Genomic DNA, 13,808 nt, shown 5'->3' on the forward strand with positions numbered 1-13,808 from the left:
CGGACCGTGAAGGGTTTGTGCATTGCGTCACAAGGCAGGCCACTTCGCAGGGGTTTCTCCGAATGGCGTCAAAGACACTTTCAGAAACAAATGCGACGTTTGTTTGCGTCGAATTCGCAACTGTTTCCTGAACGTTTTTCAAGCCCTTCCACTCCTTCGAAAGATTTCCATGATGAAGACGCGCACGCTTTGCGCCGCTGCCCTGCTGGCACTGGCGGCCTGGGGCGCCTCGGCCCAGATCCTGATCGGCCAGACCGCCGGCATGACCGGTTCGGTGGCCGCGAGCGTGAACGAGACCATCGGCGGCGCGCAGCTGGTGATCGATGCGGTCAACGCGCAAGGCGGCATCCACGGCGAGAAGATCGAGGTGGTGCGCATGGACGACGCCTTCGACGTGAAGCGCGCCGGCGACAACGCCCGCGCGCTCATCGAGGACAAGAAGGTGCTCGCGCTGTTCATGAGCCGCGGCACGCCGCATTCGCAGGCCATCATTCCGTGGCTCGAGAAGTACGACGTGGCGCTCATCGGCCCCTCGACCGGCGCCATGGTGCTGCACAAGCCGCTGCAGAAGCAGGTCTTCAACGTGCGCGCCACCTACCAGCGCGAGGCCGAGAAGGCGGTGCAGCACCTGCTCACCATCGGCCTCACGCGCATCGCGGTGGTGTACGTCACCGATTCGTTCGGCGCCGACGCGCTCGAAGGGGCCATGGCCGGCTTCACCAAGGGCAAGGCCAAGCCGACGGTGGCCATTCCGGCCGACCGCGAGAAGCCCGACTACAAGGTCATCGTGCCGGCCATCAAGGACGCCAACGCGCAGGCCGTGGTGTGGATCGGTTCGGGCGTCGCGGTGGTCGACGGCATCAAGGCCTTGCGCGCGGCGGGTTCCGCGGCGCAGGTGGTCACGCTGTCGAACAACGCCTCGTCGGGCTTCATCAAGCAGCTGGGCGACGCGAGCAAGGGCGTGATCGTGACGCAGGTGTTTCCCAGCGAGCGCGCCATCGGCCAGCCGATGGTGAAGGAAGCCCTGGCGCTCGCGCAGGCCAAGGGGCAGGCGGAGCTGTCGCCGGCCGCGCTGGAAGGCTTCGCCTCGGCCAAGGTGCTGGTCGAGGCGCTGCGCCGCGCCGGCCCCAAGCCCACGCGCTCGAAGATGGTCGCGGCGCTGGAAAGCATCAAGGGCTACGACCTGGGCGGCGGGCTCGACGTGAGCTACTCGCCGCAGGACCACAGCGGCATCGACTTCGCTGACTTGTCGATCATCAGCGACGGGCGGTTCAAGCGCTGAACACTGCGCTGAGATGGAACCGGCGGCGTGGCGCGGCGCGGTGGAGAAGATGGCGATCCGGGCACGTGGATCGCGGGGTGTTGCATGGGGCATGAGGTGCGGCTTCGAGGTCGAACGGCCCGCGCGACGCGTGTCGACCGGCAAGCGCTGAATCGCGCTTGCCGTCGAGCAGCCAGGTAGCGCGGCAGGGAGCCCGCATCATTGGCGCCGATCTTTTGAAATCCGCCGCTCGCCCTGGAGGCGAGCCGCTGCCTTCGTGACATTTTTCGTGGCATCGACCGATAGAAGGTTGCCACTATGTGAACGGCTCGGGGCCTACTTCGGCGCCGCCGCAGGCGCCGGCTCGTGCGTCGCCGAATCTCCCCCGTGCTTCTCGCCCGACATGTCGACCTTGTCACCGGCCTTGGAGATCACATACAGCGCGATGGCGGCGAAGATGACGAAGCCGACGACGATTTTCCACATGGGTACTGTCTCCTGAAGAAGATGAATGAAGGGGGCGGACGAACGATTTGAAAGGCTCAAGAAAAAGGCCTCATGCGATTGGCATGAAGCCTCTTTGTGGAGCGGAGGGCCCGCGCCCTCCTCTTCAACGCGCGCTCAGTCGTTGGCGTAGATGTCCACGTCCTTGGTCTCGCGGATGAACAGCGTGCCGATCACCAGCGTGATGCCCGCGATGATGATCGGGTACCACAGGCCGTTGTACATGTTGCCGGTCGACGCCACGATGGCGAAGGCCGTGGTCGGCAGCAGACCGCCGAACCAGCCGTTGCCGATGTGGTACGGCAGGCTCATGGAGGTGTAGCGGATGCGCGTGGGGAACATTTCCACCAGCATCGCCGCGATGGGGCCGTAGACCATGGTCACCAGCAGCACCAGCCAGAACAGCAGCACCACCGTCATCACCTTGTTCATCTTGGCGGGGTCGGCCTTGCTCGGGTAGCCGGCGATCTTCAGGTCTTCGGCCACGCCCTTCTTGAAGGCGGCGATTTCCTTGGCGGAGCCTTCGTCGAACTTGAGGTTCACGACATTGCCGATGGGTGCTTCCACCGTCTTGTCGCCGATCTTCACCACGGCCTTGGAGCCCGGCGCGCCGGCCACGTTCTCATAGCTCACCGAGTTCTGCACGAGGTAGCGCTTGGCGATGTCGCACGAGCTCTTGAAGTCGATCTCGCGGGCCACCGGGTTGCCCTGGAACGAGCAGGTGGCGGGGTCGGCGGTGACCGTCACGCCGGCCGTGGCCTGTGCGCGGGCCAGGTCGGGGTTGGCGGCTTCGGTCAGCATCTTGAAGACCGGAAAGTACGTGACCACGGCCAGCAGGCAGCCGGCCATGATGATGGGCTTGCGGCCGATCTTGTCCGACAGCGTGCCGAAGATCACGAAGAAGGGCGTGCCCAGCAGCAGCGCCGCGGCAATCATCAGGTTGGCCGTGGTCGCATCGACCTTCAGTTGCGCCGTCAGGAAGAACAGCGCGTAGAACTGGCCCGAGTACCACACCACCGCCTGGCCCGCCGTGAGGCCGACCAGCGCAAGAATGACGATCTTCAGGTTCTTCCACTCGCCGAAGGACTCGGCCAGCGGCGCCTTCGAGGTCTTGCCCTCGGCCTTCATCTTCTGGAAGGCGGGCGACTCCGACAGCGTCAGGCGGATCCACACCGAGATGCCCAGCAGCAGGATCGACACCAGGAACGGAATGCGCCAGCCCCAGTCGTTGAACACCGCCTCGCCCAGGCCTTCGCGCACGCCCAGGATCACCAGCAGGCTCAGGAACAGGCCGAGCGTGGCGGTGGTCTGGATCCACGAGGTGTAGGCGCCGCGCTTGCCGTGCGGCGAATGCTCGGCCACGTAGGTGGCGGCACCGCCGTACTCGCCGCCGAGGGCCAGGCCCTGCAGCATGCGCAGCGCGATCAAAATGACCGGTGCCGCGACGCCGATGGTCGCGTAGCTGGGCAGCAGGCCGACGATGAAGGTCGACAGGCCCATGATCAGGATCGTCACCAGGAAGGTGTACTTGCGCCCGATCATGTCGCCCAGCCGGCCGAACACGATGGCGCCGAACGGACGCACCAGGAAGCCCGCGGCGAACGCCAGCAGCGCGAAGATGAAGGCCGCGCCCGCATCCAGGCCACTGAAGAACTGCTTCGCGATGATCGCGGCGAGCGAGCCGTAGAGGTAGAAGTCGTACCACTCGAACACGGTGCCGAGCGAGGAGGCGAAGATGACCTTCTTCTCCTCCGCGGACATGGGACGGGGGGCCGGATGCGGCACTCCCCGCGAATCTAGTGTGGCTGCCATGGGTCGTCTCCTGTGTGTTTGCGTTCATGCGGCGCCCGTTGGTTCGGGGCCGTGAGGCATTCTTGGAGGCGCGACTGACCCGAGGCTTTCGCGAAACTGAACCGACGCTTACGAATTAAGGTGAAACCCGCGGGGCGCGTTTCAGCCTGTAAGAAATTCGGACCCTGCTCGGGTTTGTCCTCAGCCCTTGCTGCGTGGCGGCAAAGGGCTTCAATTCCTGCTGCTGCGCAGCAAAAGCCTCAGTTCTTTGTGCTGCGCAGCAAAGACGGGCGCTGGTCGGCCGTGGCCCATTGCGGCCCGTCGAACCAGGCGTCGCCCGACAGGTACGCGCGCAGCATCGCGAGGCCGTCGAAGCCCCAGAACAGGCGCCCGTCCACCACGTACGCCGGCGTGCCGAACACGCCGAGTTGCAGTGCCTCTTCGGTGTTGCGCTTCAGCAGGGCCTTGCTCTCGTCGCTGCCCGCTTCGCGCCTGGGCTTCAGCTGGTCGGTCAAGGTGGCGAGCCGCGCGGCATCGCCCGCCTCTTCGCCGCCGCGCCACACATGGCGAAATACCGTCTCGGCCACCAGGCGGCTCACCGTGCCGTCGTCGCTGGTCGACAGCGCGAGCCGCAGGTGCGCAAGCGGGTTGTAGGGATGCGAGGCCGGCATCTGTACCTGGATGCCGTGCGTGTGGCCCAGCCACAGCACGTGGCGGTAGGTCCAGCTGCGCTTCGACGGAATCTCCGCCGGGCCGAGCTGGCCGTGCTGCTTGAGCAGCGCGCCCAGCAGCACCGGCTTGTATGCCACGCTGTAGCTCAGCCCCTCGAGCGCCTCGGGCAGGTGCTCGAACGCGAGGTGCGCGTAGGGCGAGATGAAGTCGAGATAGAAATCGATGTGCTTCATGCGGTGCTGTCTCCTGTGCCTGCGTGGCTGTCGGCTTCGGGCACGCGCCAGATGCCCGCCCTGGCGCGCAGCTCGATCGCGCGCCACACGTGGCGGCGCATGTCGTCTTCCATCTTGCTCCAGCCCGCGATCTCGGGAATGGTGCGCAGGCAGCCTTCGCAGAAGCCGCTCAGCCGGTCCATGCGGCACACCGACGTGCAGGGCGACGGCGCGTTGTCCGTTGCGGCCTGCACGGTCACCGCGCGCTCGGCCAGCGTTTCGGCGTCGCTGAAGTTCACACCACGTCCGCCACCGGCGCGCCGGTGAGCGTCTCGAGGTCTTGCGGGCGCAACTGGAACACCGCGTGCGGATGGCCCGCGGCGGCCCAGATCTCCTCGAAGCGGAACAGCTCGCGGTCGATCAGCACCACCGGCTTGGTCACGTGCCCCACGGGCGACACGCCGCCGATGGTGAAGCCGGTGCGCGCCTTCACGAACTCGGCGTCGGCGCGGCCGGTCTTGCCGACCAGCGCATCGACTTTTTTCTCGTCCACGCGCTTGTCGCCCGAGGTGATGACCAGCACCGCCGCCTCGTCGCCCTCGTCGCTCAGGCGCCGGAAGATGATGCTCTTGGCGATCTGCCCCACGGCGATGCCGAGCGCGTCGGCCGCCTGCTGCGCGGTGCGGCAGGCGTCGTCGAGCATGCGGGGGGAATGGGGATGGCCGGCGTCCTGCAGCACGCGGGCAACGCGCTGGACGCCTTCAGGTAGGGAATGGAGTTCGGAGCCGCACATGCGTTCGAATCTACCAGTGCCGGCGGTGCCGCATGTGCTGCCGGTGCCGCGCGCCGTCAGGCACTGCGCTTGAACATGAACAGGAACGCGCCCATCGCCATCAGCACCCCGCCAAAGACGCGGTTCTGCGCGCGCCGGGCGCGCACGCTGCGCAGCACGCCCTGCAGCCGCGCGGCCAGCCAGGCGTAGCCGTGCATCACCGTCACGTCGACCGTCACCGTGGTGGCCAGCAGCACCAGCAGCTGCAGCCACAGCGGCCGCGTCGGCTGGATGAACTGCGGCAGCACGGCCGCCATGAAGACGATGCCCTTGGGGTTGGTCACGTTGGTCAGAAAGCCGCGCAGCACGCGCTGGCCCGCGGTGAGGTCGGGCTCGCTGGCCGCGGCCTGCGCGTCGCCTTCGATCTTCGCGACCGGCGCGCGCCACTGGCGCCAGCCCAGCCACAGCAGGTAGCAGGCGCCCACCACCTTGATCACCGTGAACGCGGTGGCCGAGGCCGTGAGCACCGCGCCCACACCCAAGCCGGCCACCAGCAGGATCACCGCGAGCCCCAGCTGCAGCCCGACGATGGTCGCCGTGGTGCGCCGCACGCCGTAGCTGAGCCCATGGCTCATGCTGAGCACCGCGCCCGAACCGGGCGAAACCGCGATGACGCAACTCGCCACCACGAATGCGAGCCAGACTTGAAGGTCCACGAAAACTCCTGTGTGCTGTGCTGTGTGGGTGGCGCGTTCAGCCGGCCCGCTTGGTGCGAATGGCCTTCGACGCCAGCGAGTTCGGCTCGCGCCCCAGCGCCTGGCTGATGTACACGCCCGCGTCGATCAGCTTGTCGAGATCGATGCCTGTCTCGATGCCCATGCCGTGCAGCATGTAGACCACGTCTTCGGTGGCCACGTTGCCCGTCGCGCCCTTGGCGTAGGGGCAGCCGCCCAGGCCGGCCGAGGACGACTGGAAGTTCCACACGCCCAGCTCGAGCGCCGCCAGCGTGTTGACCAGCGCCTGCCCGTAGGTGTCGTGAAAGTGCCCGGAAACCGCGGCGACATCGAAGTGCGCCAGCGTGGCCTCGATTGCCGCCTGCACCTTGCGCGGCGTGCCCACCCCGATGGTGTCGGCCACGTCCACGCGCTGCACGCCGATGCCCTTCATCAGCTGCGCGAGGTAGCCGACCTTGGCCGGCGCGATCTCGCCTTCGTAGGGGCAGCCGACCGTGCACGACATGGCGCCGCGCACGGCAATGCCCTTCTCGAGCGCCGCGGCCACCACGGGCGCGAAGCGCTCGATGCTCTCGGCGATGGAGCAGTTGATGTTCTTCTGGCTGAAGGCCTCGCTCGCGGCGCCGAACACCACGATCTCGTCGGGCCACTCTTCGCGCGGCGCGGCAATGGAGGCCTCGAAGCCCTTCATGTTGGGCGTGAGCACCGAGTAGCGCACGCCGGCCTTGCGCCGGATGCCGTGCATCACCTCGGCGTTGTCGGCCATCTGCGGCACCCACTTGGGCGAGACGAAGCTGGTGACCTCGATCTCGTTCAGCCCGGCGTCCTGCAGGCGGTGCACGAGGCCGATCTTGACTTCGGCGGCGACGGGCTGCTTTTCGTTCTGCAGGCCGTCGCGCGGGCCGACGTCGATGAGTTTGACGCGGGTGGGAATATTGTTCTTCAGGCTCATGACATGACCTCGGAGGTTTCGGGTTGGCGGGGTGGCAACGGAAATTTGGCGGCCTGCTTACTTCAGCAAGTCCGGAAAGCGGGTTTGCAAGAACTGGCGGGTGTGTGCCAGCAGGCTTTGCGCCTGGCCAAGACATTCGATGACCACGGCCTGGCTCACCGGATCGCCTTCGTAGTCGTTCTGGTTGCGTTGCTTGCGCAAGGCGTCGAGCACGATGATCGCATCGGTCGGCAAGCCCATGGTGAGGGGCAGGCATTGCAGCGTGGTCTGGTGGTGGCCGGGCTGGCTGGTCGGCGTGCGGTAGCCCTGCGCCCACAGGCCGAGCATGGCGCATTGCAGGATGCACTTGTACGCGGCGTCGAAACGGTTCTCCGGGCTCAAGGCCTGCAGTTGCGCGTCCGCCAGGTTGCGCGCAGCCGCTGCCAGCAGGCGCTGCACGCCCTGCGGCGAAGCGTTAAACGCCTGCAGCCGCTGAATGGCGAGCAAGTTGACCAAGGTCATCGTCGGTTCCGATCAGGAGAAGGCGGGGGCCGGCGAGCACATTGGCCACGAAAGGGTCCTGCGCCGACGCAAGCCCTTGCAATTCGGCCGCGGTGTACACGACCGGGTTGATGTCGCGGCCCAGTTCGGTCTGGGCGGCATGCAGCGCGCGCACCACTTCGCCGAAGCCGCGGTCGGTGACGACGAGCACGTCCACATCGCTCGCGGCGGTTTCGGTGCCGCTCGCGACAGACCCGAAGATGAGCGCCAACGAGGGCTGCAGCGGCGCCAGCGCCTGGGCCACCTGCTCCGCCGCACCGGTGGTCTTGCGAAAAAGCGCAGCCAGCTCCGGATACACCGGGCATTGGCGGTTGGCCTGGTAGCGCACCTGGTTGCCTTGCGCCTTGCGCAGGAGCAAGCCAGCGCCGGCAAGGCGGGTCAGCTCCTTGTGCAGCGTGCCGGGGACCGTGCCGGTCAGGCGCGCGAGCTCACGGACGTGGTAGTCCTCGTCGGGGTGCAGCAGCAGTTGACTCAGCACTTTCTTGCGGTAGTCGCCAAACAGGATGTCGGTCAGCATGGAGCTCAATTGAAGCCGTTCATGCTTCGATTGTAGTTTTTATAGCTTCGAACGAAGCATTTATTGCTTCATTCGAAGTATGGCCTTGGCCGAACGACATTCTCGCGCTGGCCACCAGCCCCCAGCGGTGTGATGGCATACGCTGGGCGCTGTCCGGGCGAACTGGGTCAGTGGCCTAGTACCCGCGCCCCGGGTCCACGATGCCGTTCACCGGCAGCCCCTGCTCCATCGCGCGGATCTTCCCGGCGATCTGCGCGATCGACTCCTCGCGCAGCGTGCGCGCCGAGCCGTGCGGCGTCACGGTGATCTTCGGGTGGCGCCAGAAGGCGTGGTCGGCCGGCAGCGGCTCGACCTGGAACACGTCCAGCGTCGCGCCCGCGAGCCGGCCGGCGTCGAGCAGGGGGATCAGGTCGTCTTCCACCAGGTGGCCGCCGCGCGCGATGCTGATCAGGTAGCCCTCGGGCCGCAGCTTGCCCAGCGTGTCGCGGTTCAGGATGCCGCGCGTGGCCTCGGTCAGCGGCAGCAGGTTGATCAGCACGCGCGTGGACGACAGGAACTCGTCGAACTGCGCCTCGCCGCTGAACACCCGCACGCCGTCGATGGCCTTGGGCGTGCGGCTCCAGCCCAGCACCGGGAACTCGAACTGCGCCACGGCCTTGGCCACGCGCTCGCCGAGCACGCCCAGGCCCATGATGCCGACCGGAAAGTCGCTGCGAAGCCGGGGCTTGCGGTAGCTCCACTTGCCTTCGCGGGCGTCGGCCTCGTAGGCATCGAACTCGCGGAAGTGGCGAATGAGCGTGTGGCACACGTACTCGGCCATCTGCACCGACATGCCCGCGTCGTCGAGCCGCACGATGCGCGTGTGCGCCGGCACCTTGAGCTTGAGCAGGGCGTCCACGCCCGCGCCGATGTTGAAGATGCCGCGCAGCGCGGGTTGCTCGTCGAGAAACTCCTGCGGCGGCGCCCACACCACGGCATGGTCGGCCTGCGGGGCGCCGGGCTTCCAGGCCTCGATGACGGCGTCGGGGAGTTCGGCCTGCAGGCCTTGGATCCAGGAGTCTGGGCGGTTGTCGGTGAGGTAGACGGTGATTCGCATGGGCAAGGATCTTATGGCTATGCTCGAACGCCCCCCCGACAACCCAACCCTCTCCAGGAGACAAGCCATGATCAAGGTCAGCGTGATGTACCCCCACACCCCCGGCGCCCGGTTCGACCACGACTACTACCGCGACAAGCACATGCCGATGCTCAAGGCCCGCATGGGCGACGCCTGCCTCTCGTACACCGTCGACAAGGGCCTGGCCGGCGGCGCCCCCGGCTCGCCGCCCACCTACGTGGGCATGTGCCATGTATTCAGCGAATCGGTCGAGGCCTTCCAGAAGGCGTTCGGCCCGCACGTGAAGGAGATCATGGGCGACGTGAAGAACTACACCGACATCGCGCCCGTGATGCAGATCAACGAAGTGGTGGTCGGCTGACCGAGCCGCACGGCGCAGCTTGCCGCGCCGTGCCTCACCCCCGCAACGAACTCAGGCGGCCTTGACGCTGACCTTGCCCTTGGCCTTGCGGCGCCACAGCACGCGCACCAGCCACCCCAGCGGCAGCACCACCAGCACCAGCCACGGCAGCACCGCCGCCACGAAGGTGATGAGCGAGCCCACGCTCTCCGCCAGCACCGAGCCCGCGTTGCGCAGCGCCTGCCCCATCGGGCTGTAGCCGTCGCCGCTGCCCACCAGCGCGCGCCTGGGCGTGAACTGGATCTGGATGTGCTGCTTGCTGGTCTGCTGCGCCAGCACCTTGCGCTGCGTGGCGGTGGCGTCCAGCTCGGCCTGCGTGTCCGACAGCGTGCGCTGGATGGCCAGCAGGTCGGCCATGGTGCGCTTGGTGACGGTGTCGCGCAGCATGACGCGCAGGCTGTCGCGGAACTCGGTGCGGTTGCGGATGCGGGCCTCGACGTCGATCACCTCGGCGGTCTTGTCCTCGCTGGTGGTGGTGTGTGAGACCACGTTGGCCACGCCGGCCAGGCCGCCGAGCAGCTTGTCGACGTCCGCCGGTTCCACGCGCACTTCGAGCATGGCGTTGCCGGGCTGCTGCGGCGTCTCGCGCAGCAGTGAGGACGACAGCAGCTCGCACTTCAGCGTGCCGCACAGGTCGCGCACCTTGCCCCAGGCATCGGCGAGCTGCTCCGACGGCACCTCGACGTTCAGCTCCTGGCGCACCGCGAGAAAGCGCTGCAGCGGCGTGTCTTGCGACGAGGCCGATTCGTCGAGCGCCGCCTCCACCGACTTCGCGCGGCGCTGCTCCTTCATGGCCATGCCGCCGGCAAGGCGAGGCGCGGCCTGCATCGGCGCGGGCGGGGGAGCCGGCTCGGAAAGCCCCGCCGCCTCGTCGCTCTTGCGGTCGCAGCCGCCCAGCGACAGCGCGGCCGCCAGGGCGAGCAGGACGATGCCCGAGCGGTGGCGGGCAGAACGAGAAAGAGAAGAAAAAGAAAGGCGCGGCGAAGCGGAAGGCGTGCGGGAAGGCGTGCGGCTGGTCATGGAGAGATCCCTTGAGTGATGACTACCGCAGCTGATACGGGCGGCCGCCCGCGACGGGGTTAACTTTTTTTCAGGCCGCGGTCGCCGCGGTTGCCGCGGTTCCGCTCGCCGCAGTCGCCGCAGTGGCTGCGCTCATGCGCAGCAGCTCGTCGCCCTCGGCCACCTGCTCGCCCGGGGCGAACATCAGCTCGTCCACCGTGCCGTCGGCCGGCGCGGCGATGGTGTGCTCCATCTTCATCGCCTCCATCACCGCCAGCGGCTGGCCGCGCACCACCTTGTCGCCCGCCTTCACGGCGAAGGACACGACCTTGCCCGGCATGGGCGCGGTGAGCCGGCCGCCTTCGGCCTGCGTTTCGCCGGCGTGGGCGAGGCGGTCGATGGTGGTGATCTTCGTCGCGCCCTTCGACGCGAAGATGTGCGCCGTGGCGCCGTCGAGGCGCACGTCGAGCGTCTGGCGGGCGCCCGCGAACTCGACCTCGAACTCACCGCTCGGGAACTGGCCGATCACCAGCGCGCCTTCGGCGCCGCCGGCCTCTAGCCACAGGCTGCCGTCGCGCTTGTAGGTCAGCAGGGCGATCTGTTCGGCGCCGCGGAATTCGAAGTCGAAGCGGCGCAGGTACTCGCCGTGCGAGCGCCAGCCGTCGCGGCGCGCGAAGGGGTCGGGCATCTTGCCGGGCCACTCGCTGATCAGCGTGCGCGTGATGGCCGCGGCGGCCGCGAGCGGCAGGCCCAGCGTCTCGCGGTCGAACAGCACGGCGCGTTCGCGCTCGATCAACGCGGTGTCCAGGTTGGCCTTGGCGAACGACTCGGTCGCCAGGATGCCGCGCAGGAACTGCACGTTGGTCTGCACGCCCACGATCTGCACCTGCGCCAGCGCGGCATCGAGCCGGGCCAGCGCTTCTTCGCGCGTGCTGCCGTGCACGATGAGCTTGGCGATCATCGAGTCGTAGAACGGCGAAATCTCGCCGCCCTCGCGCACGCCGTCGTCGATGCGCACCCGGCTGCGCTGGAAGGCCGTGGCCTGCGGCTTGCGGTACACGCGCAAGGTGCCGGTGGCGGGCAGGAAGTTGTTGTCGGGGTTCTCGGCGCAGATGCGCGCCTCGATGGCGTGGCCGTGGATCTTCAGGTCCGCCTGCTTGGCGGGCAGCGGCTCGCCGGAGGCCACGCGCAATTGCCACTCGACCAGGTCGAGGCCGGTGATGGCTTCGGTCACGGGGTGCTCCACCTGCAAACGCGTGTTCATCTCCATGAAGAAGAAGTTCATCTCGCCGCCTTCGCGCTGCTCGACGATGAACTCGACCGTGCCCGCGCCCACGTAGTTCACGGCACGCGCCGCGGCCACGGCGGCGTCGCCCATCTGCTTGCGCATGCTTTCGGTCATGCCCGGCGCGGGCGCTTCCTCCAGCACCTTCTGGTGGCGGCGCTGCACCGAGCAGTCGCGCTCGAACAGGTACACGCAGTTGCCCTGCGTATCGCCGAACACCTGGATCTCGATGTGGCGCGGGCGCTGCACGTACTTCTCGATCAGCACCGCGTCGTCGCCGAAGCTGTTGATGGCCTCGCGCTGGCACGAGGCGAGCGCGGCGGCGAAGTCTTCCGCCTTGTCGACCGCGCGCATGCCCTTGCCGCCGCCGCCGGCGCTGGCCTTGATGAGCACCGGGTAGCCGATGCGGTCGGCCTCGCGCTGCAGCAACTGCGGGTCCTGGTCGTGGCCGTGGTAGCCGGGCACCAGCGGCACGCCGGCCTTTTCCATCAGCTGCTTCGACTCGGCCTTCAGGCCCATCGCCTTGATGGCGGAGGGCGGCGGGCCGATGAAGACCAGCCCCGCGTTGGCGCAGGCCTGCGCGAACTCCTCGTTCTCGCTCAGGAAGCCGTAGCCAGGATGCACGGCTTCGGCGCCCGTGGCCTTGGCGGCCTCGAGGATGCGTTCCCAGCGCAGGTAGCTGTCCTTCGGGGCGCTGCCGCCGATGTGGACCGACTCGTCGCAGGCGCGCACATGGTTGGCGTGCGCGTCGGCATCGGAGTACACCGCCACGGTGCGGATCGCCATGCGGCGCGCGGTAGCCGCCACGCGGCAGGCGATCTCGCCACGGTTGGCGATCAGGATCTTCTTAAACATGAGGAATGTCTCCCGGAGGATTCTTTTTCAGTTGAAACGCGGGCACCACGCCCGGATCGGTTCGGCCGCTGAAGATGCGGGCCACGCGACCGAACAGCGCCTTGAGGAAACGCCAGCTCTTGCGAATGAGCCACACGCTCAGCACAAGCACCAGCACGAACAGCACGAGAAAGACGAAGGGGTGCGCCACCGCGAGCCACAGCCCGGCGGGCACCATCGTGTCTTCGACCAGCGACGCGCCCACGTTGGAAAACGGCTCGGGCGAGGTGTTGATGGCCGCGCGCGTGGTGGCCTTGGCCGCGTGCGCCGTGGCCGCGAAGCCGCCGCCCACCAGCGCCGCGACGATGGCCATCACGCCGTGGTCGGCGCCGAACACGCTGGCCGCGAGCGCCGCGCCGGCCGGGATGCGGATGGCGGTGTGCACCACGTCCCACAGCGAATCGAGACCAGGAATCTTGTCGGCGAAGAACTCGATGAACACCATGAAGCCGCTGGCCGCGATGACCACCGGGTGCGCCAGCAGCTGCAGCCCGCTGGGCAAGGGCACCCAGCCGAAGTAGCCCACCACGCCCGTCAGCAGCACCACCAGGTACAGCCGCACGCCGCTGGCCCAGCCGATGGCGGCGGCCAGTGCGAGCAGCTGGGGCATGTCGAGCGGGGTGTCCATGGCGGCCTCTCCTTCAGTCGAATTCGATGGTGCCGGCTTCCATGGAAGCCACGAGGTCGGCGAGCCATGCGTCGACGGACGCATGTTCCACGGGGCGGTCTTCGTCGGCCTTCCAGAACGCGACGAGCTGCCCGGGCCGGCCGCCGCCCTCGGCGTCGATGTCCACGCACAGGTAGCTGCCGCCGCCGTTCGACAGGAAGGGCACCCAGCCGCGCCGCCAGATGGCGGGGTCTTCGAAGTCGGTGCCGATCATGTCGTCGAGCATCTCCTTGGTGTCGGCGACATCGCCCAGCGCGCTGAACATGCGGTTGTGCTGCAGGCTGTCGAAGTTGCTGTTCGGCTGGCCGTTGCGCCAGCGGTAGAGCGCGCGAAAGGCCTCGGGCAGCTTCAGCGAGAACCTGGCCTCGAAGGCGTCGAGCTCGGCGTCGGTCACGCCGGGCTGGAGCGACGCGTGGTAGCCGGCGCGGTGCGCGGCGAGCCACGCGTCCATGCGTTCGATGAGTGCGCCGTGCGGCACGTGCGTGGCCATG

At 67.8% G+C, this 13,808-nt stretch carries 16 protein-coding genes; 2 read left to right on the forward strand and 14 right to left on the reverse strand.

Going from position 1 to position 13,808, the window contains the following annotated elements; all coding sequences use genetic code 11:
* Nucleotides 1-169: 169 nt before the first annotated feature.
* Nucleotides 170-1,282, forward strand: coding sequence for an ABC transporter substrate-binding protein (locus AB6807_RS32645; protein ID WP_371087822.1), 1,113 nt, complete (start codon nucleotides 170-172; stop codon nucleotides 1,280-1,282).
* Between the two features lie 315 nt (nucleotides 1,283-1,597).
* Here the strand turns inward: AB6807_RS32645 and AB6807_RS32650 are convergent, their stop codons facing one another.
* The 10 genes from AB6807_RS32650 to AB6807_RS32695 all read right to left on the reverse strand — a co-directional run bounded on the left by AB6807_RS32650 (nucleotide 1,598) and on the right by AB6807_RS32695 (nucleotide 9,051).
* Complete coding sequence (locus AB6807_RS32650; protein WP_165840324.1) at nucleotides 1,598-1,747, reverse strand: hypothetical protein; 150 nt, start codon at nucleotides 1,745-1,747, stop codon at nucleotides 1,598-1,600.
* 135 nt (nucleotides 1,748-1,882) lie between these two features.
* Nucleotides 1,883-3,577 carry an MFS transporter gene (locus AB6807_RS32655; RefSeq protein WP_371087823.1) on the reverse strand — a complete coding sequence of 565 codons (1,695 nt, stop codon included), beginning with the start codon at nucleotides 3,575-3,577 and terminating at the stop codon, nucleotides 1,883-1,885.
* Between the two features lie 239 nt (nucleotides 3,578-3,816).
* Nucleotides 3,817-4,461: a 2-hydroxychromene-2-carboxylate isomerase gene (locus tag AB6807_RS32660; RefSeq protein WP_371087824.1), complete on the reverse strand. Its 645-nt coding sequence runs from the start codon at nucleotides 4,459-4,461 to the stop codon at nucleotides 3,817-3,819.
* Nucleotides 4,458-4,739 carry a DUF1289 domain-containing protein gene (locus tag AB6807_RS32665; RefSeq protein WP_116909557.1) on the reverse strand — a complete coding sequence of 94 codons (282 nt, stop codon included), beginning with the start codon at nucleotides 4,737-4,739 and terminating at the stop codon, nucleotides 4,458-4,460. The genes AB6807_RS32660 and AB6807_RS32665 overlap by 4 nt, the downstream gene beginning before the upstream one ends.
* Entirely contained in the window at nucleotides 4,736-5,233 is a 498-nt protein-coding gene (locus tag AB6807_RS32670) for a YbaK/EbsC family protein (protein WP_371087825.1), read from the reverse strand. Before AB6807_RS32670 ends, AB6807_RS32665 begins: the two co-directional genes overlap by 4 nt.
* A 56-nt stretch (nucleotides 5,234-5,289) precedes the next feature.
* The gene (rhtB, locus tag AB6807_RS32675) at nucleotides 5,290-5,928 is read right to left on the reverse strand and encodes a homoserine/homoserine lactone efflux protein (protein ID WP_371087826.1); all 639 of its coding nucleotides are present in this window, start codon (nucleotides 5,926-5,928) and stop codon (nucleotides 5,290-5,292) included.
* A gap of 37 nt (nucleotides 5,929-5,965) precedes the next feature.
* A complete protein-coding gene (locus tag AB6807_RS32680) occupies nucleotides 5,966-6,898 on the reverse strand; it encodes a hydroxymethylglutaryl-CoA lyase (RefSeq protein ID WP_371087827.1) in 933 nt (310 codons plus the stop codon).
* Nucleotides 6,899-6,955: 57 nt separating this feature from the next.
* On the reverse strand, nucleotides 6,956-7,399 hold the full coding sequence (locus AB6807_RS32685) for a DNA-binding protein (RefSeq protein ID WP_371087828.1): 444 nt from the start codon (nucleotides 7,397-7,399) through the stop codon (nucleotides 6,956-6,958).
* A complete protein-coding gene (locus AB6807_RS32690; protein WP_371087829.1) occupies nucleotides 7,353-7,955 on the reverse strand; it encodes a nucleotidyltransferase domain-containing protein in 603 nt (200 codons plus the stop codon). The genes AB6807_RS32685 and AB6807_RS32690 overlap by 47 nt, the downstream gene beginning before the upstream one ends.
* Nucleotides 7,956-8,130: 175 nt before the next feature.
* Nucleotides 8,131-9,051: a glyoxylate/hydroxypyruvate reductase A gene (locus AB6807_RS32695; RefSeq protein ID WP_116909566.1), complete on the reverse strand. Its 921-nt coding sequence runs from the start codon at nucleotides 9,049-9,051 to the stop codon at nucleotides 8,131-8,133.
* A 67-nt stretch (nucleotides 9,052-9,118) separates the two neighbouring features.
* Between AB6807_RS32695 and AB6807_RS32700 the strand changes: the two genes are divergently transcribed.
* Complete coding sequence (locus tag AB6807_RS32700) at nucleotides 9,119-9,433, forward strand: EthD family reductase (protein ID WP_371087830.1); 315 nt, start codon at nucleotides 9,119-9,121, stop codon at nucleotides 9,431-9,433.
* Nucleotides 9,434-9,484: 51 nt separating this feature from the next.
* Here the strand turns inward: AB6807_RS32700 and AB6807_RS32705 are convergent, their stop codons facing one another.
* The 4 genes from AB6807_RS32705 to AB6807_RS32720 form a co-directional block, all read right to left on the reverse strand.
* Nucleotides 9,485-10,492, reverse strand: a complete 1,008-nt coding sequence (locus tag AB6807_RS32705) for a DUF4349 domain-containing protein (RefSeq protein WP_371087831.1) — start codon at nucleotides 10,490-10,492, stop codon at nucleotides 9,485-9,487.
* 70 nt (nucleotides 10,493-10,562) lie between these two features.
* On the reverse strand, nucleotides 10,563-12,611 hold the full coding sequence (locus AB6807_RS32710; protein ID WP_371087832.1) for an acetyl-CoA carboxylase biotin carboxylase subunit: 2,049 nt from the start codon (nucleotides 12,609-12,611) through the stop codon (nucleotides 10,563-10,565).
* The gene (locus AB6807_RS32715; protein WP_371087833.1) at nucleotides 12,604-13,278 is read right to left on the reverse strand and encodes a DUF4126 domain-containing protein; all 675 of its coding nucleotides are present in this window, start codon (nucleotides 13,276-13,278) and stop codon (nucleotides 12,604-12,606) included. Before AB6807_RS32715 ends, AB6807_RS32710 begins: the two co-directional genes overlap by 8 nt.
* Nucleotides 13,279-13,291: 13 nt before the next feature.
* A complete protein-coding gene (locus AB6807_RS32720; protein WP_371087834.1) occupies nucleotides 13,292-13,807 on the reverse strand; it encodes an SMI1/KNR4 family protein in 516 nt (171 codons plus the stop codon).
* Between the last annotated feature and the right edge of the window lies 1 nt (nucleotide 13,808).

The sequence above is a fragment of the Variovorax sp. RCC_210 genome, from assembly GCF_041355175.1.
GTDB lineage: Bacteria > Pseudomonadota > Gammaproteobacteria > Burkholderiales > Burkholderiaceae_C > Variovorax.